The organism is Halosimplex yunnanense, from assembly GCF_054504345.1.
In genome coordinates this window covers 222,057-243,902 of the sequence record NZ_JBTJEL010000030.1, presented here as the reverse complement: position 1 = coordinate 243,902, position 21,846 = coordinate 222,057, and the positions used below count along the sequence as shown (strand labels likewise).

Annotated in this window: 19 protein-coding genes; 9 read left to right on the top strand and 10 right to left on the bottom strand. The window is 67.3% G+C overall.

Features of this window, described 5'->3' with window-relative positions; translation table 11 throughout:
- Positions 1 to 36: 36 nt before the first annotated feature.
- The gene (locus AB2U09_RS05570; RefSeq protein WP_459191704.1) at positions 37 to 1,683 is read right to left on the bottom strand and encodes a sensor histidine kinase; all 1,647 of its coding nucleotides are present in this window, start codon (positions 1,681 to 1,683) and stop codon (positions 37 to 39) included.
- A 181-nt stretch (positions 1,684 to 1,864) separates the two neighbouring features.
- On the opposite strand from AB2U09_RS05570, the gene AB2U09_RS05565 reads away from it, so the two are divergent.
- Positions 1,865 to 2,518 carry a DUF7095 family protein gene (locus tag AB2U09_RS05565; RefSeq protein ID WP_459191703.1) on the top strand — a complete coding sequence of 218 codons (654 nt, stop codon included), beginning with the start codon at positions 1,865 to 1,867 and terminating at the stop codon, positions 2,516 to 2,518.
- A gap of 148 nt (positions 2,519 to 2,666) precedes the next feature.
- Positions 2,667 to 2,975: a HalOD1 output domain-containing protein gene (locus tag AB2U09_RS05560; RefSeq protein ID WP_459191702.1), complete on the top strand. Its 309-nt coding sequence runs from the start codon at positions 2,667 to 2,669 to the stop codon at positions 2,973 to 2,975.
- A 247-nt stretch (positions 2,976 to 3,222) separates the two neighbouring features.
- Here AB2U09_RS05560 and AB2U09_RS05555 read toward each other — a convergent pair whose 3' ends face one another.
- Complete coding sequence (locus tag AB2U09_RS05555) at positions 3,223 to 4,326, bottom strand: aminopeptidase (RefSeq protein ID WP_459191701.1); 1,104 nt, start codon at positions 4,324 to 4,326, stop codon at positions 3,223 to 3,225.
- 141 nt (positions 4,327 to 4,467) lie between these two features.
- On the opposite strand from AB2U09_RS05555, the gene cysK reads away from it, so the two are divergent.
- A complete protein-coding gene (gene cysK, locus AB2U09_RS05550) occupies positions 4,468 to 5,421 on the top strand; it encodes a cysteine synthase A (protein ID WP_459191700.1) in 954 nt (317 codons plus the stop codon).
- Positions 5,422 to 5,918: 497 nt separating this feature from the next.
- Here cysK and AB2U09_RS05545 read toward each other — a convergent pair whose 3' ends face one another.
- Entirely contained in the window at positions 5,919 to 6,713 is a 795-nt protein-coding gene (locus AB2U09_RS05545; RefSeq protein WP_459191699.1) for a class I SAM-dependent methyltransferase, read from the bottom strand.
- 395 nt (positions 6,714 to 7,108) lie between these two features.
- Positions 7,109 to 8,383 (bottom strand): DUF6498-containing protein, encoded by a 1,275-nt coding sequence (locus AB2U09_RS05540; protein WP_459191698.1) that lies wholly within the window; start codon positions 8,381 to 8,383, stop codon positions 7,109 to 7,111.
- A 103-nt stretch (positions 8,384 to 8,486) separates the two neighbouring features.
- Between AB2U09_RS05540 and AB2U09_RS05535 the strand changes: the two genes are divergently transcribed.
- Both AB2U09_RS05535 and AB2U09_RS05530 read left to right on the top strand, forming a co-directional pair.
- Entirely contained in the window at positions 8,487 to 9,914 is a 1,428-nt protein-coding gene (locus tag AB2U09_RS05535) for a hypothetical protein (protein WP_459191697.1), read from the top strand.
- Positions 9,915 to 10,035: 121 nt separating this feature from the next.
- Positions 10,036 to 11,454, top strand: coding sequence for a right-handed parallel beta-helix repeat-containing protein (locus AB2U09_RS05530; RefSeq protein WP_459191696.1), 1,419 nt, complete (start codon positions 10,036 to 10,038; stop codon positions 11,452 to 11,454).
- Between the two features lie 156 nt (positions 11,455 to 11,610).
- Here the strand turns inward: AB2U09_RS05530 and AB2U09_RS05525 are convergent, their stop codons facing one another.
- The 4 genes from AB2U09_RS05525 to AB2U09_RS05510 form a co-directional block, all read right to left on the bottom strand.
- Entirely contained in the window at positions 11,611 to 12,447 is an 837-nt protein-coding gene (locus tag AB2U09_RS05525; protein ID WP_459191695.1) for a deoxyribonuclease IV, read from the bottom strand.
- A gap of 908 nt (positions 12,448 to 13,355) precedes the next feature.
- Positions 13,356 to 14,168 (bottom strand): lipoate--protein ligase family protein, encoded by an 813-nt coding sequence (locus tag AB2U09_RS05520; RefSeq protein ID WP_459191694.1) that lies wholly within the window; start codon positions 14,166 to 14,168, stop codon positions 13,356 to 13,358.
- Positions 14,169 to 14,208: 40 nt separating this feature from the next.
- Positions 14,209 to 14,529 (bottom strand): hypothetical protein, encoded by a 321-nt coding sequence (locus AB2U09_RS05515; protein ID WP_459191693.1) that lies wholly within the window; start codon positions 14,527 to 14,529, stop codon positions 14,209 to 14,211.
- 519 nt (positions 14,530 to 15,048) lie between these two features.
- Positions 15,049 to 15,714, bottom strand: coding sequence for a helix-turn-helix domain-containing protein (locus tag AB2U09_RS05510; RefSeq protein ID WP_459191692.1), 666 nt, complete (start codon positions 15,712 to 15,714; stop codon positions 15,049 to 15,051).
- An 86-nt stretch (positions 15,715 to 15,800) separates the two neighbouring features.
- On the opposite strand from AB2U09_RS05510, the gene AB2U09_RS05505 reads away from it, so the two are divergent.
- Positions 15,801 to 17,468, top strand: coding sequence for an NADH-quinone oxidoreductase subunit D (locus AB2U09_RS05505; RefSeq protein ID WP_459191691.1), 1,668 nt, complete (start codon positions 15,801 to 15,803; stop codon positions 17,466 to 17,468).
- Between the two features lie 9 nt (positions 17,469 to 17,477).
- On the opposite strand, the gene AB2U09_RS05500 is transcribed toward AB2U09_RS05505, so the two are convergent.
- Positions 17,478 to 17,897, bottom strand: coding sequence for a DoxX family protein (locus AB2U09_RS05500; RefSeq protein ID WP_459191690.1), 420 nt, complete (start codon positions 17,895 to 17,897; stop codon positions 17,478 to 17,480).
- A 295-nt stretch (positions 17,898 to 18,192) separates the two neighbouring features.
- Between AB2U09_RS05500 and AB2U09_RS05495 the strand changes: the two genes are divergently transcribed.
- The gene (locus AB2U09_RS05495) at positions 18,193 to 18,576 is read left to right on the top strand and encodes a winged helix-turn-helix transcriptional regulator (protein WP_459191689.1); all 384 of its coding nucleotides are present in this window, start codon (positions 18,193 to 18,195) and stop codon (positions 18,574 to 18,576) included.
- 227 nt (positions 18,577 to 18,803) lie between these two features.
- Positions 18,804 to 19,712: an RIO1 family regulatory kinase/ATPase domain-containing protein gene (locus AB2U09_RS05490; protein WP_459191688.1), complete on the top strand. Its 909-nt coding sequence runs from the start codon at positions 18,804 to 18,806 to the stop codon at positions 19,710 to 19,712.
- A 425-nt stretch (positions 19,713 to 20,137) separates the two neighbouring features.
- Here the strand turns inward: AB2U09_RS05490 and nikR are convergent, their stop codons facing one another.
- Positions 20,138 to 20,566: a nickel-responsive transcriptional regulator NikR gene (nikR, locus tag AB2U09_RS05485; protein WP_459191687.1), complete on the bottom strand. Its 429-nt coding sequence runs from the start codon at positions 20,564 to 20,566 to the stop codon at positions 20,138 to 20,140.
- Positions 20,567 to 20,783: 217 nt separating this feature from the next.
- On the opposite strand from nikR, the gene AB2U09_RS05480 reads away from it, so the two are divergent.
- Positions 20,784 to 21,788, top strand: coding sequence for a HEAT repeat domain-containing protein (locus AB2U09_RS05480; RefSeq protein ID WP_459191686.1), 1,005 nt, complete (start codon positions 20,784 to 20,786; stop codon positions 21,786 to 21,788).
- Positions 21,789 to 21,846 lie beyond the last annotated feature (58 nt).

Genomic DNA, 21,846 nt, shown 5'->3' with positions numbered 1-21,846 from the left:
GGGAGAGCGTTTCGTTCCCGGCCGAGCGCGGGCGAGTTATTCCCCGGCAGCGGCTGCGTCCTCGTCGGACGGCTCGCAGGGGACCGTCACGGTCACGGTCGTCCCGTCGTCGACGGTGACCGCGACCTCGCCGTCGGCCCAGTGGACGAGCCAGTTGACCAGCCACAGGCCCAGGCCGGCGCCGTGGCGGGTCGGCGTCTCGACGAACCGCTCGGTCAGTACGCGCCGCTCGACGGCCGGCATTCCCGGTCCGTCGTCGGAGACGGTGAACCGCACCGACTCGCCCGTGAGCGTTGCGTCGATCCGGACGGTCGGCGCCGCGGCGTCGTTGTGTGCGATGGCGTTGCGCGCGAGTTCGTCGAGGACGACCAGTACGACGTCTCCGTTGGGCAGAACCGCAGACTCCTCGGGCCGGTCGGTCTCGATGAGCGCCTCGGGGAACTCCTCGGCGAGCGTCGTCGCGACTTCCTCGACCACGGCGTCGAGCGAGCGGCGCACCGTCTCCTCGGGCCTGGAGCCGAGCGACCCCTCGATGGCCCGTGCGTGGTCCGCCAGATCGAGTAGCGACTCGCCGCGGCGGCGGATGCGGTCGGCCTCGACCGCCGTCGTCTCGTCGTCGGTCCGTTCGGCGATGCGGTCGGCGTTGCCGACGACGACCGTCATCGCGTTGCGGAGGTTGTGCCTGAGCACCCGGTTGAGGACGATCACCTCCGTCCGACGCTGGGCGAGCGTCTCGCTCAGGTCGTTGAACTGCCCCTCGAGTTCGGACCACTCGGTCGCGCCGGTGAGCACGACGGTCGAACCGTAGTCGCCGTCGACGAGCGCGCCGACGCCGCGGTGCAGCCGTTCGATGTTCCCGACGAACTCGCGGTAGAGCCACGCGCCGAAGACGGCGATCGAGAGCAAGACCAGCCCGAACGCGCCCGCCTGCGCCAGCGTCACCCTCCATAGCTGGGACTCGAAGGCCGCCTGTGTCGTCGTCGCCGAGACGACCCAGCCGGTCTCGGCGACGGTCTCGTTGACGCCGATCACGCCCGTGTCCCCGTCAGCGGTCGGCCCCGCCGCGTAGACGGTCGACCCGTTGGCGACGATGCGGACCCCCTGATCCGGCCCGGCGTTCGCTCGGACGATCCCCGCCAGGTCTCCCGCTTCGAGGTGGAACGCGGCGTTGAACGTCCCGACGACCACCTCGCCCTCGTACACCGGCGTGCTCACCGTGATGACGAGGTTCCCCGTGTCGGCCCTGACGGGGTCGCTGACGTACGTCTCCCCCGCCATCGCCCGCCTGAAGTACGTCCGGTCCCCGAAGTAGTTGCCGACGATGCGGTCCCGGTCCACCGGGGAGAGCCCGTCCGAGTACAGGGCCATCATCGTCCCGTTGGCCGCGATAACCGACGCTCCGTTGAAGTCGGTCATCTGGGCGAACGACTCGACCTGGGCCTGCTGGCGGACCGACCCGTGGTCCGCAACCCCCGGTGATTCGACCCACAGCCGGACCTGCCGCTGCTTCTCGACGAGCACGGCGTCCAGCTGCGACGCGACCGACTCCGAGGATTGGGCCAGTTCGTCGCGCTCGTGATTGGCGACTGCGTCGCGGTAGAGGACGAACCCCGCCAGGGTCGTCGCCGACAGGACCAGCGCGAGCACGCCGAGCGCGACCGCGAACCGAGTCCGGAGTCGCATCGCGCATAATTGACCGAGCGCTGCCTTAAACCTCCGTGCCCGTTCTCGATCGATGAATCGTCCGCTCGCTCGTTTCGCTCTCGGGGACCACACCGTCTCGTACTCGCGGGCCCACCGCCTCGCTCTCGTCGAGCGCCCCGTCGAGAAACCGTTTTCCCCCTCCGAGGGCTACCGTTCCCCGATGACTGACCTCCCTCGCGACGAGGCCGTCGCTCGCGTCGAAGATCTCGTCGCCACCGTCGAGGACGACCGCATGCCCGTCCCCGTCCGCGAGATCTGGGTCTTCGGTGACGTGGCGCTCGGTCTCGACCCCGTCGAACGGCTCGACGTCTACCTCACCAAGGACATCCTGATCGGCGGCGACGACAGCGAGACCGACCCCGACGACCTCGCGCTCGGCGTCGACGGTATCGGCGAGACCGTCCGCGCCGACTGGGCCGCCGAATACACCGAGCACGTCCGGACCAACTCGAACGGCTACGCCGCGCCGGAGAAGTGCCTCGCCGCCCACCTCGTCGACGACAACGAACCGGTCCACCTCGAAGTGTGCAACGCCTCTTTCGACGACAACGTCACCCAGCGGCTGGAGGGCGCGCTCGCCCGCGAGAACTACGAGAACATCCTCGACCCGCGCGGGGCCTGCCTCTGGGTCGACGGTCGCCGGAGCGAAGACGCCTTCCAGAAGCTCCGCGACGGGGAGTTCGTCCTCCCGACGCTCTCGGGCGCGCTGGAGATGCTCGGCGCAGACCCCGACGTCGCCGAGGAAGCCGCCGAAGCGGTCCGCCGCTACCGCGAGCGACAGGACGGTGCCACCGTCCGCGGCGACGTGGTCTGACGGGCCTTCTGGTCGAACGGTTTGCCCCATTTTATGTAATGGTCGAAAATGAACGTTCGGCGTATCGGACGGCTTGAGACCGGTTTGACGACCTTCAGGCAGTGAATAACAACGTAGTATCCCAGTAATTGGCAAGTAGGTCGAACGTATGAGTCAAGCAACTCGACGTACGGACGCGACAGAACAGGGGTACGTGACGAGGGAGATTCCGAACGATCGCCAGCCGAGTCAGGTCGTCGTGGAGACGGTAGCGTCGGTCGAGGAAGTCGAACCGATCGACCTCTCGACGCAGCTGTACGACAGCGTCGATCCGGAAGCGTTGAACTCCCTGTCGGCCGGAGCGAACGACGGGAACGAGTCGCTGCGGATCACGTTCAACTTCGACGGCTACGAGGTCGCCGTCGTCGACGGAAACAGGGTCGTCGTCCGCGGGGGAGCCGACGACCGACCCCGCTGAACGTCGCACCTGGTGACCGGTCCTAATCGAGCGTCGCGAACGAATCGTCCCGGCCGAACCGGCCGGGTGAACAGTCCTCATCCGTCCGCTTTTGACGAACCGATCCGGTTAGATCCACTCTCTCCGGTCAGTTCTGGATCCCTCGGTCAGTTTCGGATCGCGCCGACCGGAGCGGCGTCGAATCGAACCGACCCGACCCGGCCGTCGCGCGGTCGACTCGAACCGGCGGGAACCCCCGACTGCCGTCTTACTCCTCGAAGCCGTCTTCGAACCGGAAAGTCCCGTCGCGCTGGACGACCTCGCCGTCGACCTCGATCCGCGAGTCCTCGCTCATGTCGACGATCATGTCCATGTGCATCGCCGAGTCGTTGCCCTCGCGATCGTCGCGGTCCTCGGGGACGTTCTCCTCGATGGTCCGCCCCAGCGCCATGTGGACGGTGTCGCCCATCTTCTCGTCGAACAGCATGTTGTAGGTGAACCGGTCGATGTCGCGGTTCATCCCGATACCGAGTTCGCCCAGCCGCTTCGCACCGGGGTCGGTCTCAAGGACCGCCGCGAGGACGTCCTCGTTCTTCGCTGCCGCGAACTCCACGACCTCGCCCTCCTCGAAGACGAGTCGGACGTCCTCGACTTCCCGGCCCTGTGCCATCAGGGGCATGTCGAACAGGACCTCGCCCTCGACGGAGTCGGGGACGGGCGCGGTGAACACCTCGCCGCCGGGGAGGTTCTTCTCGGCGTAGTCGTTCGCCGGCACCATCCCCTCGACGGACATGGTCACGTCGGTCGTGTCGCCGGAGACGATCCGGACCTCCTCGGCGCCGTCCAAGATTTCGACCATGTTAGCCTGGAACTCCCGCTGGGCGTCCCAGTCCTTGGTGACGGCGTCGTAGACGAAGTCGGCGTAGGCCTCCGTGCTCATCTCGGCGTCCTGGGCGTTGCCCGGCGCCGGGTACTGCGTGCCGACCCAGCGCTTGCCCATGATCTCGTCCTGGATCGGCTTCATGATCTTCCCGTAGGCTGCGTTCTTCTCGGGCGGTACGTCCCCGGTCTCGTGGGTGTTGCTCGACGCACGGATCGTGATGGCGACGTCGATCGCCTCGGCCATGGCCTGGAGCGCGGCCGGCGGCTCGTCGTAGTCCTCGGGGTCCATCGCTCGCATGAACGACCGCTGGGCGCGACTGCTCGTGATGCGCGTGAAGCTGTTGGCACCGATCTCGCCGATCCGCTGCTCCAGCGCGACGACCAGGTCCTCGGCCTCGGACGACGCCGTGATCAGTACCTCGTCGCTGGCCTCGATCCCGACCGAGTGGTCGACGATGACGTCCGCGTGGTCCTCGACTCGTGGGTCCATATCCCGCGAGTCGGTCGGCGGACCATTAACGGTTCCCCGAACGGTCGTTCTGTAACTGACTCGTCAGTTCCGACAGCGGGTGTCAACACCCCCGATGTTGAGGGGGGGCACCCATTCCTCGCGAGCGCCTACACCGGCACGATGGACATTGCAGACGACATCGCTGCGGAGATCGGCGACACACCGCTCGTGCGGCTGGACTCGTTCGCCGACAACCTCGCGGGCAAGGTCGAGTCGTTCAACCCCGCGGGCTCGGTGAAAGACCGCATCGGCGCCGCGATGCTCGACCGCGCCGAGCGCATGGGCCACCTCGACGACGACCCCGTGGTCGTCGAGGCGACCAGCGGCAACACCGGCATCGGTCTCGCGACGGCCTGCGCCGCCCGCGGGTACGACCTCGTGCTCACGATGCCCGAGTCGATGAGCGAGGAACGGCGTGCCCTGCTGTCGGCGCTGGGCGCCGAGATCGTCCTCACACCCGCCGACGGCGGGATGGACGGCGCCATCCAGGCCGCCGAGACCATCGCCGATGAGCGCGACGGCGTCCTCGCCCGCCAGTTCGAGAACATCGCCAACCCCGAGGCCCACCGCTCGACGACCGGCCCCGAGATCTACCGCGACACCGACGGCGAGGTCGACGCCTTCGTCGCCGGCGTCGGCACCGGCGGCACGATCACCGGCGTCTCCGAGTACTTCGCGGAAGAGCAGGGCGCTGACGTGGACTCGATCGCCGTCGAACCCGCCGAATCGCCGGTCCTCTCGGGCGGCGACGCCGGATCGCACTCGATCCAGGGCATCGGCGCGGGGTTCATCCCCGAGATCCTCCGGACCGACCTCGTCGACGAGGTCCGCACCGTCGAGCACGAAACAGCCGTCCAGACCACCCGGAAGCTCGCCCGCGAGGAGGGCATCCTCGCCGGCGTCTCCGCCGGGGCCGCCCTCGCCGCCGCGACCGAAGTCGCCCGCGAACGCCCCGACGACCTCGTGGTCGTCGTCCTCCCCGACACCGGCGAGCGCTACCTCTCGACCGACCTCTTCGAACCCGCGAACGTCACCTACTGGGAGTCGAACGAACCCGCCCCCGCCGACGACTGAGACTCGGAAAATCTCTTTTTGGCGCGCGCTGTCGAGCGTGTCCGAGCATTGCGAGGACCGCTCGACGACATCGTGCGAGGTCTTCGGGAGCTTCGCTCTCTCGTCATGCCAAAAATCTACGATTTTGAGCAGCTTGTCAGCGCGTGCTTTGACAATGGATGAGTAACACAGGAGCGGAGCGAGTGAATCGGCTGGGGAGGTGTGTGGCTGTCTGCGGCGCTGTGCGGTGCAGTGCGGTGCGGTTCCTGGCGTCCTCGTGAGTGCAGCGAACGAGGGCTCAAGAGAGCGTGCTCTCCTGGTGGACTGAACGGGCGAGGCGGGCCTCGCGTTTATCCAGTCGCCTGAGCGACCCCGACCCGAAGCGGCCGCAGGCCGCGAGGGTATGTCGCGCAGCGACCGCGAGCGCGCCGAGGGCGTTCAACCCCCAGCGGTCCCTGCGGTCGAAGTCACTTCGATCGAATCGAAAACGACCACCCGGAGCGCTCAGAGAGCCACACCTACACCCGACCGACAGTGACGAAGAACGGCACCGTCTCCCTGCGCACGTACGCTTTCTCGCCCATCTGGTCGACCACGTCGCGGCCCATCGAACGCCACGCCGAGCGCAGGTCGTCGTACTCGCCCGCGGACGTCTCTCCCGAGAGGATGGTCTCGCGGTCGTCGGCCAGCCCCTCGCCGGTGAGCTTCCGGCGGGCCGCCTCGACGGCCGCCTCCGAGTAGGGCGGCGAGACGACCCGCTCGTGGTCGTACTGCCGCGTCGAGACGACGTCGAGGCCGGCCTCCTCGAATACGTCCCGGGCCCCGGCGCCCAGCGTCACGTCCGTCTCGACGCCGTCGAGAAATCGCTCGCGCGCCCGGCGGGCCAGCGGCGGCTCCGCGTCGACGGTCGAATCCACCGTCACGGCGCCGTTGTCCGGCTCGACGGCCGCGACCAGCTCCGAGGACGCTCGCGCGAACTCCCGGACCGCCCCGACGGGGTCGGGCAGGTTGATCAGCAGCGCCTGACAGACCACCAGGTCGAAGGCGTCCTCGACGAACGGCAGTCGCGTCGCGTCGGCGCGCACGACCGGCGCGAACTCGCTCGCGACCGACAGCAACTCGGGGTCCACGTCGGCGCCGACGACGTCCGCGCCGCTCTCATCGGCGAGGACGCGAGTTAGTTCGCCGGTGCCGCAACCCACGTCGAGGACGCGCTCGCGGCCGTCGAGTTCGAGGTCGGCGAGCGCCTCGCGGGAGTCGGCCCACATCCCCTCGCGCGTGGTCTCCAGGTAGTCGGCGCTGAACTGTCGCACTGAGGCGTGTGTGCGTCCTCCGGCGGCAAATGCCCGTCGGTCCTCCGGAGTGGACTGATTTCGATGATCGGTAGCAGGGGAGACTACCGCAGGGAACACTGGGAGTTGAACGCCCTCGGCACGCTCGCGGTCGCTGAGCGACATACCCTCACGGCCTGCGGCCGCTTCGGGTAGGGGTCGCTCAGGCGACTGAATAAACGCGAGCGCGTCTCGCCCGTTCAGTCCACCAGGAACCGCGCCCGCCCCGCACAGCACCGCGGACAGCCACACGCCTCCCCAACCGATTCGATCTATCGCTGCGCTCCCTCGCTCATCCCTCGCGCGGCTTCGTCGCGGCACGGAGGCCGCGACAGCGCGCGCCACCGTACTTCGAGAAGCCCACTACGAGCGGCGAGTCAGTCGTCCGGACTCGCCGACTCTACGTCACGTTCGTAGATCCAGCCGGCACCGAGCGGGTCGGCGAAGGCTCTCGGATCGTCGACGTGGGCGGCCACCAGCGGTCCGCGTGCGTCGTTGTGCTCGACGTCCTCCGGATCGGGGACCGTGAACTGCACCGTCGGATCGTCGTCATCGCGGTCGAACTCGATAGTAGCGGTCTCGAACGCACGGTCGACGAGGTCGGTCTCGACGGAGACCCCGGACACGTCCGCCCGTTCGATCCGCTCCTGCGGTTCGTCGAGCAGGGTGTCGTAGGCGACGAGGACGCCGTCGTAACAGCGGTACTCCAGCGTGCCGTACCGGAGATAGCGAGTGATCGCCCGGACTGTCCCGAACGCGAGCGCGACGGCGAGCGGAACGACCACCAGCGGCGGTTCGAAGACGACGAACGCCGCGACGACGACGTAGCAGAACGCGATGGGGCTCGTCAGCGTGTAGCGGACGCCGCGGTACAGCGCGTCGGCGACGGCGACCGACCGCGGGGGACGGGCGCGGACGACCGGCTCGCCGTCGGGTTCGGCGACCGGTTCCGGCTCGATCTCGGTCTCCTTGCTGCCGTACAGCCGGTAAAAGATGCCCCGTTTGTCCGGGTCGCGCTCGACCTGTATCGTCCGGAGGTCGTAGCCGAGCTTCCCGGCGAGGACCAGCGCGAGTACCGCACCGCTGTCGAGGCCGACCGATCCGACGGCGAGCATGAGCGTCCCCACACCGAAGACGTACTTGAACGGGACCAGCACCACGGACCGCGGAGAGTGGGTGCGGTATCCTCCGCGCTGGAAGTAGTCGGTCGCGGTTTCGACACCCCGGGCGGCGAACACGCCGACGCCCCCCAGTAACAGCTGACCGGTGGTTTCGGTAGTGATGGTCGGGTCCGAGAGTCCGAAGACGAAGAACGCGGCACCGAGCTCTATCGGGGCCAGAATGGTAACGAGGACGGCGAGCGTCGGGAGATTCCGCAGGTAGACGGGTGGAAGGGGCCCCCGGAGGTCGATCGCGCCGCGCTTGGCCTGGAGCGGGCCCACCAGCCGCTGGTCGCTCATCAGGTTGTTCGGGCGTTTGGTCGCGAAGGGAACCTTCACCGCCGACCACCACAGCACGGCCGCGAGTTCGAGGACGAACACGCCGAGGAGGACGGTCGTCGACCACCCGAGCGCCAGGACGCCCACGGGGGCGACCGCGTTCGCCGCGACCACCGCGAGCGGTCCCGGGCGGCCGACTGCGGGAACTCGCATATCCGAGTGTCGACGGTCGCTCAGTTGAGAGCCACGGTTCTCCGATTGACGCCGCTTCTGGGGGTAGGCATATGAACCCCGGGCGAATAGCGGGGACAAACCGATGCCAGCGGACGAGCCGGAGTTCGACACCGGGGTGGCGCTGTACGAGCGGATCCGCGAGCGCCTGGGGTGGTACCCGACCGCCGACGTGGACGTACTCGTCGTCGGCGGGGGGATCCAGAGCCTGCTGCTCCTGGACAGACTCACCGAGCGCGGATACGCGACCGCGCTCGTCTCGAACTCGCCGCTGGGTGCCGGGCAGTCGTTCGACTGGCCGGGGACGCTCCCGAAGGGCTACCTCGACCCCGACCCCGAGCAGCGGCGGGCGGTCGACGACCGGTGGCTTCCGTTCGCCGAGGAGCGGCAAGTCCCCGTCGCCGGCGGCGAGTGGTACGTCTGCTCGACGGACCACCCCTACCGGTACCTCCCCGACCAGTGGGACGAGGGCGGCTACGAGTACGACGAACGAGGGATCGAGGGCCTGCCGGAGATCTACCGCGACGGCACCATCTTCGCCAAGGGGAGCGGCGAGCACGTCACTGCCGTCGACGAGTACACGGTCGACCGCGAGGCGCTCGTCCGCACGCTCGCCGACGACCACGGGGAACGCATCGTCGTCGGCGACGTCACCGAGTTCGCGTTCGACGAGGGCAGACAGGGTAGTGGCGACGCCGGAGGTGCTCCCGCGCTGGACGCCCTCACTGTCGAGACCCATCAGGACCTGACCGTCACGTTCGACCCGGAGTACGTCGTCGCCGCGACGGGAACGGGAACCCACGGGTTCGTCGAATCGCTGGTCGGCGCCAAGGCGTTCGAGGCTACCGGCGGCGACCCCGAACGCGTCCGCAAGTCGATCGCGCCGGTCACCTACCGGAACGTCCTCGTGCTCGCGGTGCGCGGCCCCGCGACCGAACTCCCGGCGGTCAGCGCCTACCTGCCCCACCGCGGGATGTCGGTCGTCGCCCGCCGCCACCGCTATCGCGACGAGAACTACGTCACGTGGTACGTGACGAACGACACCGCGACTGCCGAGGTCGAGCCCGCCGACGCCACCGACGACGCGACGGGAACGCTCGACCCCGAACAGGTCGAGGTCGGCTACAACAAGCTGTTCGAACTCGCGCCGCCGATCAAGGACCGCGCCGCGAACGGTGCCAATATCGAGTTCTACGCCTACGCTACGCTCGAACAGCGAGTCGACGGCGAGTCGACCCGGCACCTCGCGACGCCGCTCGACGGCCTCGCCAACGTCGGCGTCGCGCTCCCCTCGGGCGCCCCGGGCGTCTGGGCGACGACCGACGAGACAGTGGAGTACGTCTCCGACGCCGTCGACCCCAACGGCCCCCCCGACGGGGTCCCGACCGGGGGCACTCCTCCCGTCGGCAAACTCGCCGACGACCGCCCCGGCGCCCGGTGGCTCGACTGGAAAGCGCTGGGCGTACGCTACCCCCGCGTGCAGAATCGGCCCGACGCGGTCGAACGGAGCTGAACTGGTGGCCGCGCCGACTCGGACCGAACTCGATCTTTCGTTCGCTCCACCAGCTGTCGACTCAACGCCGAATTTTAGCTTTCGGTAGCGCCTTTCGCCGGGGGGCCGTCGCACCGATCGAATGACAGTTCGACTCGCCACGCGATGGGGCGCCGTCTGTGCAGTCGTAGTGCTCACGCTCGCCGCGACGGCGGCCGGCGTCGATGCCGGCCCCACCGCCGAAGCGGACCAGAATTCACTGGACGACCCTGCGGCAGCAAGCGAAGTGCTGATCGTCGACGCCGACGGGAGCGCCGACTACGCCGCCGTTCAAGCCGCGGTCGACGCCGCCGAACCCGGTGACACGGTCCGGGTCCGGCCAGGGACCTACCGCGAGAGCGTCACCGTCGACAAGAACCTGACGCTCGTCGCACCGCGGGGCGCTACCCTCGACGGATCGGACCAGAAAGAAGACTCGGAAGGGATCGTCATCGGCGACACTGCCGCGCCTGTCATCGACGGATTCGACGTCGTCGGATACCACATCGGCGTCTACGCGAAGAGTACGGACGGCGACTGGACCCTTCGGAACGCGACCGTCCGAGACGCGCAGTTCCTCTCCATCGTCGCGTCGGGTGCGACCGGTGACTGGCACCTCCGGAACGTGACGGTCCGAGATCTGCGCCTGGGCAAGGGGATCTCGGCCTCCGATACCTCCGGCGACTGGCGGTTGACGGACGTCACCGTCCGGAACGTCACCCTGAGTCAGGGCATCGAAGCGTCGGGGGCGACCGGCGACTGGACGGCCGTGAACGTCACCGTCGCGAACGTCGACACCGTCGCCATCGACGTGTCGTACTCCAGCGGCGACTGGCGGATCGCGAACAGCACCGTCCGCGACACTACCCTCGGAATCGGCGCTATCGAAGCGAACGGCGACTGGACGGTCTGGCGGTCGACCTTCGCGAACATCTCAGTGTCCGAGCGGATCGACTTCCAACGGCCGGCCTTCGAAGAGGGCATGGCCATCCACACCGCCCGAACGAACGGCACCTGGACGGTCCGCGGGAACCGGTTCGTCGACACCGAGGCCGGCGGCGTCCTCGCCCCGGACGCCGACCCGGCCGGTGACGCCGCGCAAAACTGGTGGGACGACGGTGGCCCCGCCACCGACGACTGCTCCGGGAACGTCGACTGCAGCGACCCGCTCGCGACCTGGCCGCCCGAGTCGCCCCTCGCGCCGCCGTCGACGCCCACGCCCACTGTCTCCCCCTCGACGGACGCCGCCGACACGACCACGGCGAACGCCGAAACCTCGGTCAGCGATGGCAACGCCGCGACGGAGAACGACGGAGCCACGACGACGGATGGATCGCGGACGAGCGCGACAGAAACAGGCGTCTCGAAGACGCCGGAAGTCGATTCCGAGAGCGGCGCAATCGATCCCGGCACCGCGGTCGAGACAACCGCGAGCAACGGCCCACTTTCGACCGTTCTCACCGTCGTCGGAGTCGCGCTCGCCGGTCTTCTCGCCGGCCGTCGGACCCGCTCCCGCCGGTGACTGACCGGCTGATCGAACCCCTGGGGACCCCTTCGATTTCGAGGAGTCGAGCGGTCACAGAGAGAAAGGGAACGACCGTCGCCGATACCGGCGACTCGCAGGCTCACGGGTCACTTGTTCCCCGCTCACATTCCCGAGACGCTCCGTTCCTTTCGGTCACTCCGCGTCTCGCAGCTCGCGCACGCGCTCGACGTTCCACGCGAAACTCTTGCCGTCCTCGGTCGGCGTCTCCAGCACGAGCGGCACGTCGAGCAGGTCCTCGTGGTTGAGCAGGGTGTGCATGCCGTTCTCGCCGATGAGGCCCTCACCGACGTGGGCGTGTTCGTCCTTGTTCGTCCCGCACTCGTGTTTCGAGTCGTTGAGGTGGATGCACTCCAGGTGCTCCAGCCCGACGACCTCGTCGAACTCCGCGACCGTCTCCTCGACGCCCTCCGGCGTCGAGAGGTCGTAGCCCGCCGCGAACATGTGGGCGGTGTCGAGACAGACGTCCAGGTCCTGCGCGGAGCGGTCGAGCACTTCCGCGAGGTGCTCGAAGTCGCCACCGAGTTTCGTTCCCGAGCCCGCGTCGGACTCCACGAGGACGGTCACGCCCTCGGGGATGTCCAGTTCGTCCAGCGCGCTCGCGGCGTTGTCGAGGCCGCCGTCGACGCCCGCGCCCGTGTGCGCGCCGAGGTGGACGTTGACGTACTCGACGCCGAGCTTGTCGGCGGCGTCGACTTCCTTCTGCATGGAGTCGATCGACTTCTCGCGCAGGTCCTCTTTCGGCGTGCAGAGGTTCACGAGGTACGACGAGTGGATGACCCACGGCCCCAGATCGTGCTCCTCGACGAGGTCGCGGAACTCCGCGGCCTCCTCGTCGTCGATGTTCGGGTCCTGCCAGACCTGCGGCGAGTGGGTGAAGATCTGCCCGCAGTTGCCGCCGATGTCCAGCTGTTCGTCGACGGCGTTCGGGACGCCGCCCGCGATCGATGTGTGTGCGCCGATCCGGATCATGGCAGACCCCTAGATACGGATCGGGAAAGTCGTATCGAAGCGATCCGCGAACGTCCGGTATCCGTCTGGAGACTGACTCGGAAGTGCGGTGGCGCGCGCTGTCGCGCGTCTCGTCGCGCGACGGCATCGTGCGAGGTATTCGCGAACCTGTGAGCGAAGTGGTTCGAGAGAGCTTCGCTCTCTCGTCATGCCAAAAATCTCCGATTTTTGAGCAGCTTGTCAGAGCGTGCTCTGACAGTGGATGAGCGAGTGAGCGCTGCGAACAGGTGAATCGGCTGGAGGGTCGTGGCTATCTGCAGTGCTGTGCGGTGTGGTCGGAGTGCGGTCCTGGTGGACTGAACGGGCGAGGCGGGCTCGCGTGCAGTTCAGTCGTCTGAGCGGGCCCTATCCGCGCGGGCGGTGCCGAGAGCGCGGATATCCCGCCTCAGCGACCGCGAGCCCGCCGAGGGCTTTCGACGCCTGTTGTCCGCTACGATACTGTTTCCAACTAGCGAGCGCGTCGAGGGCTTTCAACGCTCAGTATTTCCTGCGGTAGCGTTCACTACAACTGCCAGCGCGCCGAGGACTTTCGATGCCTACTGTCGATAGCGGTTCGAACAGTTTCCGTCGAACGAAAAATACCAACTCGGTCACTCACCACGATCGCTAGCGAACTCGCGCCAGTGATGGAGCCCCCAGACGGTGATGCCGGTGCAGATCAGCGCTACGGCCGCAAAATACACGATGAGCTGCGAGGCAACTAGCTCGCTGGGATTCCGGACCGCGCAGGTCGGAATCGGTGCGGAGACGGGCTGTCCCGCGACGACGAACCGCGCCGCCTGGAGACCGACGAGACAGAGTACGGCGTTGGCGGCGTAGCGCCACGGATTCGGACGCCAGTCGCTCGCGGTCCGCGCCCGAGGCCGAGGTCAGTCTGTTGGGTCGTCGCCGTCGCGCGTCCACTCCTTTCGTTGGTACTTCGCGCGTGCGCGCTCGCGAGCCCGCGAGAGCTCCGAATCGGTCCACGTTCCCTCGTGGGAATCGGCCCACTCACGCAGCGACTCGGTGAGTTCGGCGACGGCGTCCCCGCGGTCGATGCCGGACTGCTCGCGGACGCTCGTCACGCGCTCGTCGAAGTCGGTCGGCGACGCGTCCGGGTCGGCGAAACAGGCGAGGTGGCGGTCGGTCGTCCGCTCGAAGGTGATCGAACCGTGCTGGACGACGGCGTCCCGCTGTCGGTACTGTGCGTTGCCCGATATCTTTCGCCCGTCGCTCGCCACCACGTCGTGGGCCGGGTGCAGCGCCCGCAGGTAACACGCCGGCGAGTAGATCGCGGGCCGCTCCTCCGCGGCGAACCCCGCGTCGACGCCCATCCCCTCGAAGGCATCCAGCAGCGGCTGGCAGAGCAGTTCGTATGAGTCCATGAGGTCGCCGGGAAGTTCCTCGGCGGGCGCGATGATCGAATAGGAGACGTCGCCGCGTTCGTCGTGGTAGATGGCGCCGCCTCCGGTGGGACGGCGGGTGACCGTGATCCCCTCGCGCTCGCAGAACTCCCAGTCGATGGTCGCCGGGTCCTGATGATAGCCGAGCGAGAGCGTGCTGGGCTCCCACCGGTAGACCCGCAGCGTCCGGATCCCCTCCTCGGCCGCGGACTCGGCGGCGACTTCGTCCAGCGCCATGTTCATCGGCCCCGGTCGCGACTCCTCGGTGATCAGCCGCCACTCCCGGTCGGCCAGGTCCATGGACGGGCTTGGTGCAGTGTCAGGAAAGGGATTGCGTTCGTTACTCCGAGCGGCGGCGGGCGACCACGACGAGCGCGACGATTCCGGCGACGAGGAACGGGCCACCGACCAGCGGGCTCGCCAGTCGGGAGACGGCGAACGCGACGAACTGGCCGGCGTACGGCTGGACCACCTCGAACCCGAACAGCCGAGCCCACTTGGCGGCTCCCGGCCGGACGACCGGGAATAGCTCACGTGCGACCGGCAGGTACAGCAGGAAGGTGACGACCAGCGCTGCGAATAGTCTCCCGAGTGCCCGCGCGTACGCGCGAACGACCCAATCTCGACCGCCGTGAACCGCGCTCGGCGTCGCTCGGTCCATCGATCGAGAGTTGTCACCCGGAGTTGATAAATTCCGGTCCGCCGAGAAGCCGTAGTTCGGTAGCAACCAGACAGGGAGCGATGCGGTGGCGCGCGCTGTCGCGGGTTTCATCCCGCGACAGCACCGTGCGAGGGATGAGCACCGCACGCCGCAGGCGAGCGGAGCGCAATCGGCTGGGGAAGGTGTGGTTGTCTGCGGTGCCGTGCGGGGTGGTGCTGTGTAGTTGCGGTTGCTGTCCCTGGCGTCCTCGTGAGCGAAGCGAACGAGGGCTCAGGAGAGCAAGCTCTCCTGGTGGACTGAAAGGGCGAGGCGCGCTCGCGTACGGTGTAGTCGTCTGAGCGACCCCTACCCGAGTGTAACGAGGGTATGTCGCTCAGCGACCGCGAGCGCGCCGAGGGCTTTCAACGCTTGCTGTCGGTAACAACCGAGTCGATTGCTAGCGAGCGCGCCGAGGGCTTTCAACGCTTGCGGTGCTCCGCAATAGCGACTCAAACAGCTTTCCACTCCCGGTTACTCGATTCAGAACGGTCCGGTCGAGACGACGTTCTGCATGACCGACCGCTCGGCGCGGCGCAGCAGTTCGGCCGCAGTCCCCGGCGCGCAGTCGAGTCGCTCCCCGACCTCCTCGACGCTCCCTTCGCGGGGCGTCTCGTAGTAACCACACTCGACTGCGGCGACGACGGCCTCGAACTGCCGGTCGGTCAGGTCGCTCCCCGCGTCGAGTCGGCGGGCATCGTACTCGCCGATCTCCAGCACTTCGACCTCCATGCCCTCGGGCGTCTCCTCGACGGCGGCCTGGATCGTCTCCGCCGGCCCGACCGCGGTCAGCCGGACCGTCCCGTCGGCGCGGTACTCGATGGGCATCACCCCGACCAGGCCCGGCTGGGTGAACGCGCCGACGAACTCCTGGCTGTGCTCGGGGATGTCCTCGCGCACGTAGAGGTAGAACGTATCGTCGGGACACCGTGATATTTCGTACTCGTTCACGCTCTCGACGGACTGCAATACCGGTTCGTAAGGGTCGGGATCGCCGTCGACGTGGAACAGAAACGCCGATCCGCCCTCTTCGACCGGGGTGAACTGGAGCAGTCGCGAGACCGAGTACCCCTCCTGTTCGACGACGTACTGATGCATCGGATGGCGTACCGACGGTTCCTGGTGGACCGCGGCCCGCAGATAACGCATGGACCGACGGGTTCCGACCGACGAAACATAAATCCAGCCCACTGGTGAGGCCCAACGGCGAATGTGTGACCGGGCCAACTCCGCGTATGGCCCAGCAGGAACAAGTGGTGGCGGAGACAGACGAACCGGCTGGAGCGTCACTGCTCGACGCCGCTCTCGCCGTCGTTCCCGACGACGCAGTGACCGACACCGAAGAACACCTGAACGCTCCCGCGCTGGTCGTCCGGGCCGACCGCGTGCAGGCCGTCCTCACCCCGCTGCGCAACGAGCTGGGGTTCGACCACTGCGCCTGCGTCACCGGCCAGGCCTACGGCGACCGCTACGAGTCGATCTATCACCTGCGCTCGTACGACGACCCGACGCACGAACTCTCGGTGGTCGTCCCCGTCCCCGCGGACCGGCCGGTCAGCGAGAGCGCTGCGCCGGTCTATCCGACCGCCGACTGGCACGAGCGGGAAGCCTACGACCTGGTCGGCATCGAGTACGACGACCACCCGGACCTGCGGCGGATCCTCTTGCCCGAGACGTGGCAGGGCCACCCGCTCGGTACGGACTTCAGCGGCGAGGAGCCGCAGATCGTCACCTTCCGCGAGCACGAGAACCCGCTCGCCGACGACGAACGCACCGGCGACACGATGTTCGTCAACCTCGGTCCCCACCACCCCGCGACCCACGGCGTCCTCCACCTCGGCGTCACCCTCGACGGTGAGCACGTCGCCGACGTGACCCCCGATCTCGGCTACATCCACCGCTGCGAGGAGCAGATGTGCCAGCAGAGCACTTACCGCCACCAGATCATGCCCTACCCCGACCGGTGGGACTGGAGCGGTGCCGGCCTCTGCAACGAGTGGGCCTACGCCCGCGTCGCCGAGGACCTGGCGGACGTCGACGTGCCGGAGTACGCACAGGTCATCCGGACGATGAGCGCCGAACTCTCTCGGATGCTCGGACACTTCCTCGCCGTCGCTACCTACGCGCTGGACGTGATCGGTGAGTTCACCGCCGCGTTCATGTACGGCATCCGCGACCGCGAGATCGTCCAGGGCATCCTCGAAGACCTCACGGGCCAGCGCCTGATGTTCAACTACTTCCGGGTCGGCGGCGTCGCGTGGGACCTGCCCGATCCGCGCGAAGCGTTCTTCGAGACGATCCGGGAGTTCGTCGACGGCCTCCCCGCCAAACTCGCCGAGTACCACGACCTGCTGACCGGCAACGAGATCTTCCAGCTCCGGACCGTCGATACGGGGGAGCTGTCCCCCGAGACCGCGAAGGAGTACGGGTGTACCGGGCCGGTCGCCCGGGGGTCAGGTGTCGACTACGACCTGCGCAGGGACGACCCCTACGGGTACTACCCCGAACTCGACTGGGAGGTCGTCACCGAAGACGGCTGCGACAACTACGCGCGCGTGCTCGTGCGCCTGCGCGAGATAGAACAGTCGGCCCGCATCATCGAGCAGTGCGTCGACCTCCTGGAGAACTGGCCCGAGGACGAACGGACGGTGCAGGCGAACGTCCCGCGGACGCTCCGCCCGGACCCCGACACCGAGATCTACCGGGCCGTCGAGTCCGCCAAAGGGGAACTCGGGATCTACATCCGCTCGGACGGGACGGACACGCCGGCCCGGTTCAAGATCCGCGGCCCCTCCTTTTCGCACCTCGCCGTCCTGCCGGAGATCGCTCGCGGGGAGTTCGTCCCCGATCTCATCGCCACCGTCGGCAGCCTCGACCCCATCATGGGCGACGTGGACCGGTGATCCGTCCCTTCAGAAGAGACCGACGCCGATCGCGTAGGGCCACTCCTGCCCACCGAGGGCCAGGAACGCGAGTGTCCCGCCGGCCAGCGCGACGTTCTTGAGGAACTGCGTCATCTCGGTCTGGGCCTGCTCTTCGGGGACCGCCCAGAAGTCGTGGAAGATCAGCGCCGACGCCAGCAGGAAGACCGCCGCTGCCCCCGCCGCGACGACGGGGACGACCCCCAGGACGATCCCCAGCCCGCTGAAGACGAGCAGGACGCCGGAGGCGACCACCGAAAGCGTCGGTGCGGGGAGTCCCTTCGCCCCGGCGTAGCCGGCCATCCCCTCGACGTCCGTGAAGTGGTTGAGCCCCGTGAACGCGAGCACGCCCCCGAACAGCACGCGCGCGAGCAGGAAGATGACCTCCCCGGCGGCCGTCTCGACGACCATCAGGCCGCCACCTCCGTTCTGGACCGGCCGTTCAGTCGGTCGATCGTAGCGATACCGTTCGAACCGCGTCTCACTGTCATCGATATCCCGTACAGGCCCGCCACAATTATACTTTATCTGACATTGGTGTAACCGGGAGGCGTGGGTGTTACCACCGGCGGTCGGTATCACCAGACAGAGCGACGGCGGGGCGACGAACGATCGAGTACGGCAGGTGAGCGGGACAATCAGGTTCCGTCGTGATACCGGGTTCGTATTCGAACTACCTAAGTAGCTCCTCGGAGTAGGAAGGTCCATGGCAACCAACGCGGACGCGGAAGCGGCGAACCCCGAGGCCTGCCCGGTGGTCGACTCGCTCGAACAGATCGGCTCGCAGTGGCGGCTGGTCGTCCTCTACGACCTCCAGAACGACGAGAAGCGGTTCAACGAGCTGAAGCGGTCGACGGGCGCGAGTTCGCGCACGCTCTCGCGGGTGCTCGACGACCTGCAGGAACTCGACCTCGTCGACCGCCGCCTCGAAGAGGACGCCCCCGTCGCAACGTTTTACTCGCTGACGGCGAAGGGCGAGTCGCTGTGCCCGGTCTTCGACGCCATCGAGTCGTGGGCCGACGAGTGGCTGGGCGAAGACGCCGACGAGACCGACGCCATGGCCGCAGTCGAAGCCGTCGCCAACGAGTGACCCGCTCGCCGCCGTAGGTTTCGGGACCCCGTCGAACCCGACTACAGTCGCTGCTCCTACTACTCGCCGAAAGTCCCACACATACCGGCTAGGTCGTCCGGTCTCGACCGATCAGCACAGCCTGTGTTCGCCTCAGCCCGCCCAATTCTATATCGCGCTATCTGGTTTATCGTCGACTGACACCCGACGCGTCGGGCTTTTCCCTATCGACGGAGTACGAGCGAGTAATGGTCCAGAACGTCGCATCTGTGATAGCCGACCTCGAACCCGAGGATTTCTATCTCCTCTCGGGGGTCGAACAGGGGATGCGCTTCTCGGAGTACGTCAATCGCGAGAAGCTCCCCGAGTACACGCGCCTCTCGGCCGAGGACGTCGACTACCGGCTGGACCGCTGCGAAGACCGGGAGCTGGTGGAACGGAAGACCATCCAGTACGAGGGGTTCAAACTCACCTTCGAGGGCTACGATGCGCTCGCCCTCCACACCTTCGCCGAACGGGAGACCTTCGACGGCGTCGGCGCCCCGCTCGGCGTCGGCAAGGAGAGCGACGTGTACGAGGTGCGGTCGTACCGACCGCTCGCGCTGAAGTACCACCGCGAGGGGTACACTAACTTCCGGGAAGTGATGAAAGAACGGGACTACACCGCCGACCGCGACCACGTCTCCTGGCAGTACACCGCGCGCAAGGCCGCCGAGCGCGAGTTCGAAGCGCTCGAAACCCTGTACCCCGACGTGTCGGTTCCCCAGCCGATCGACCACAATCGCCACGCGCTCGTCATGGAGAAGATCGACGGGGTCGAACTCTCCCGGACGAAACTCACCGATCGGCAGGTCGTCCCCGTACTCGAACTCGTCCTCGACGAGATGGCGACGGCCTACGCCGAGGGGTACGTCCACGCCGACATGAGCGAGTACAACGTCTTCGTCACCGAGCAGGGTGTCGTCGTCTTCGACTGGCCCCAGGCCGTCCCGACCGACCACGACAACGCGCGCGAACTCCTCGAACGTGACGTGGAAAACGTGGTCGGTTACTTCGGCCGGAAGTACCCCAGCCACGTCGACGACATCGACATCTCCGGTCTCGCGGAGTCACTCGCCGACGATTCGTTCGACTCAGTCGCCGAATTCGCCGAGTAGCGGGCCGTTTTCCAGATCTCCCGACATTCTGACCAACTAGCAACAACAGATCTAGCCGCCATTTTCGTGCTTGTAAATCATATTCCGCTATATCAAATCGAGGGGCGCTGGAATACCACAGGCTTCGGAAGGCCGGAAAAACCGGCCGTATCGCCGTTACGGAAGTAATGTCGGCTCGGGCCGAAATCTCGGCATTCGCTCGGAAACCCCCGCAGTCGAGCGCGCCGCCTGCGAAACCGAATGAATGACTCGAGCGGTACCGCGGGTGTCGGCGCATGCGAGTGAGTTTCGGGAAGCACGGGATCTCCAGCGCCAGCGACAGGATCGACAGGTGACTGTCCGGCGGAGAATAGACGAGTGCTATCAGTCGTTGGCATCGCTACCGTCAGGTGTGGTCGAATTCGGTCCAGAAGGGAGAACGACGATCAGTCCATGTCTGCGAGCGGACCGAAGTCGTCGACGGGGAGCACCGAGTAGTCGATCGTGAGCGTGTCCTTCGTCGCCCGGATCTTCCCGACGAAACTCGAAATGTCTTCGAGCGAGCCTTCCAGGACGAACAGCTCCATGCAGTGGTGTCCGCCGACGTGACTGTGGAAGTTCGACGCGACGATGTCCTCGTGTTCGTGGCGGAGGTGCATCATCTTCTCCTCGACGCTGGTCGTCTCGTAGTCGAAGACCACGGTGACGACGCCCATCAGCTCGCGGTCTTCGAGTTTCTTGTCCTCGAACTCGCCGAGGAGGTTCCGACTCGCCTCGCGGACCACTTCGCTCCGACCGGTGTAGCCGTGGTCGTCCGCGAACTGGTCGATCCGTTCGAGCAGTTCCTCCGGCATCGAGACGCTTACGACGCTCATATAGTAACACAAGCCGCTCGAATTATTGAATATTGTTATTATTTGCCGGCTCACGCCGCCCGACGTAATATAGCGGCGACAGCGGGCGATACCATTCCGGAGATCGATGGGCTGTCGGCGCCGGATCGGCCGGTTTTCGCCCGACTCCGGAGTACCGTCGATCGATCCGAGCGCAAACGATTTACCGATTCGCTGAGAGGTGTCGTCAAGACTGCAGATGGGAGATCATCCGCCCGTCCCCGAGCGCGTCGTCGAACTCGTCGAAGCGGCCTCGCCGGAGGAGGCACGGGCCGCACTCGATCGACTAGCGGACGCCCCGGATTCCGATCGGAGCGAGGCGCTCCGGTCGCTGCGCGCGCTCGTTGCCGAGCGCGCCGAAGCAGTGAGCGAGTTGCTCCCAGCGGTCGTCCCGTTCCTGACGGACGACGAGCGGTCGGTTCGACTCGCCACCGCGAAGCTGTTCGTCGCCGTCGCGGAGGCGGATCCCGACAGCGCCGTCCCGACCGTCGAAGCGTTGGCCGCCCGCCTCGCCGACCCTGACGAATTCTACTTCGTGCGCGCTCGCGCGGCCGAGGCGCTCGGGTACGTCGCGCTCGAACACCCCGACGCGGTCGCCTCGCCGGACCTCCTCGCCGACCTCCGCGTCGGACTGGAGTTCGACGAACCGGAGGTCAGGGAGAAACTCGCCAAGGCGATCGAATGCGTCGCGGTCGGCGATCCGGACCGCCTCCGTCACCAGGTGCCGCGACTGGCCGAGCGGCTGGACGACGACAACGAGCGCGCCCGCTATCACCTCACGACGGCGCTGGTCGCCGTCGGCTGTGCGTATCCGGACCGGCTGGCCGACATCGCGACCGAACTCACCTCGCGGCTGGACGACGAGAACCCGTACGTCCAGGGGCGAACTGCCGAAGCACTGGGCTTGCTCGTCCGGAGCGACGCGGAGGTGTCCGTGCCGACCGGCCGGCTCGCGGACCTCGCGGCCAGCGAGGACGAATTCCTCGCCGACCGGGCCGCGTTCGCCGCGTCCGATCGGGATTTCGACGAGGGCAACGTCGAGAACTCGGAGTCTATCGGGGTGCTCGACGGCGTGCGCGAGTCGACCGAGGTGGCCATCGAAGCGCTGACCACGCCCGACGCCGACGGCGAGTGCCCCCACTGCGGCCTCGAACTCCCGGAGGGTGGGCCGCCCATGTGTCCTCGCTGTGGCGCACCACGATAATCTCCGCTGGAGCGACGAACGCAGACATCACCGCCCGCGAACCCATTTTTGGCACGCC

Excerpts from the sequence above, each read along its gene's own strand:
- AB2U09_RS05570 (WP_459191704.1), bottom strand. The coding sequence starts at position 1,683 with ATGCGACTCCGGACTCGGTTCGCGGTCGCGCTCGGCGTGCTCGCGCTG.
- AB2U09_RS05565 (WP_459191703.1), top strand. The coding sequence starts at position 1,865 with ATGACTGACCTCCCTCGCGACGAGGCCGTCGCTCGCGTCGAAGATCTC.
- AB2U09_RS05560 (WP_459191702.1), top strand. The coding sequence starts at position 2,667 with ATGAGTCAAGCAACTCGACGTACGGACGCGACAGAACAGGGGTACGTG.
- AB2U09_RS05555 (WP_459191701.1), bottom strand. The coding sequence starts at position 4,326 with ATGGACCCACGAGTCGAGGACCACGCGGACGTCATCGTCGACCACTCG.
- cysK (WP_459191700.1), top strand. The coding sequence starts at position 4,468 with ATGGACATTGCAGACGACATCGCTGCGGAGATCGGCGACACACCGCTC.
- AB2U09_RS05540 (WP_459191698.1), bottom strand. The coding sequence starts at position 8,383 with ATGCGAGTTCCCGCAGTCGGCCGCCCGGGACCGCTCGCGGTGGTCGCG.
- AB2U09_RS05535 (WP_459191697.1), top strand. The coding sequence starts at position 8,487 with ATGCCAGCGGACGAGCCGGAGTTCGACACCGGGGTGGCGCTGTACGAG.
- AB2U09_RS05530 (WP_459191696.1), top strand. The coding sequence starts at position 10,036 with ATGACAGTTCGACTCGCCACGCGATGGGGCGCCGTCTGTGCAGTCGTA.
- AB2U09_RS05525 (WP_459191695.1), bottom strand. The coding sequence starts at position 12,447 with ATGATCCGGATCGGCGCACACACATCGATCGCGGGCGGCGTCCCGAAC.
- AB2U09_RS05520 (WP_459191694.1), bottom strand. The coding sequence starts at position 14,168 with ATGGACCTGGCCGACCGGGAGTGGCGGCTGATCACCGAGGAGTCGCGA.
- AB2U09_RS05515 (WP_459191693.1), bottom strand. The coding sequence starts at position 14,529 with ATGGACCGAGCGACGCCGAGCGCGGTTCACGGCGGTCGAGATTGGGTC.
- AB2U09_RS05510 (WP_459191692.1), bottom strand. The coding sequence starts at position 15,714 with ATGCGTTATCTGCGGGCCGCGGTCCACCAGGAACCGTCGGTACGCCAT.
- AB2U09_RS05505 (WP_459191691.1), top strand. The coding sequence starts at position 15,801 with ATGGCCCAGCAGGAACAAGTGGTGGCGGAGACAGACGAACCGGCTGGA.
- AB2U09_RS05500 (WP_459191690.1), bottom strand. The coding sequence starts at position 17,897 with ATGGTCGTCGAGACGGCCGCCGGGGAGGTCATCTTCCTGCTCGCGCGC.
- AB2U09_RS05495 (WP_459191689.1), top strand. The coding sequence starts at position 18,193 with ATGGCAACCAACGCGGACGCGGAAGCGGCGAACCCCGAGGCCTGCCCG.
- AB2U09_RS05490 (WP_459191688.1), top strand. The coding sequence starts at position 18,804 with ATGGTCCAGAACGTCGCATCTGTGATAGCCGACCTCGAACCCGAGGAT.
- nikR (WP_459191687.1), bottom strand. The coding sequence starts at position 20,566 with ATGAGCGTCGTAAGCGTCTCGATGCCGGAGGAACTGCTCGAACGGATC.
- AB2U09_RS05480 (WP_459191686.1), top strand. The coding sequence starts at position 20,784 with ATGGGAGATCATCCGCCCGTCCCCGAGCGCGTCGTCGAACTCGTCGAA.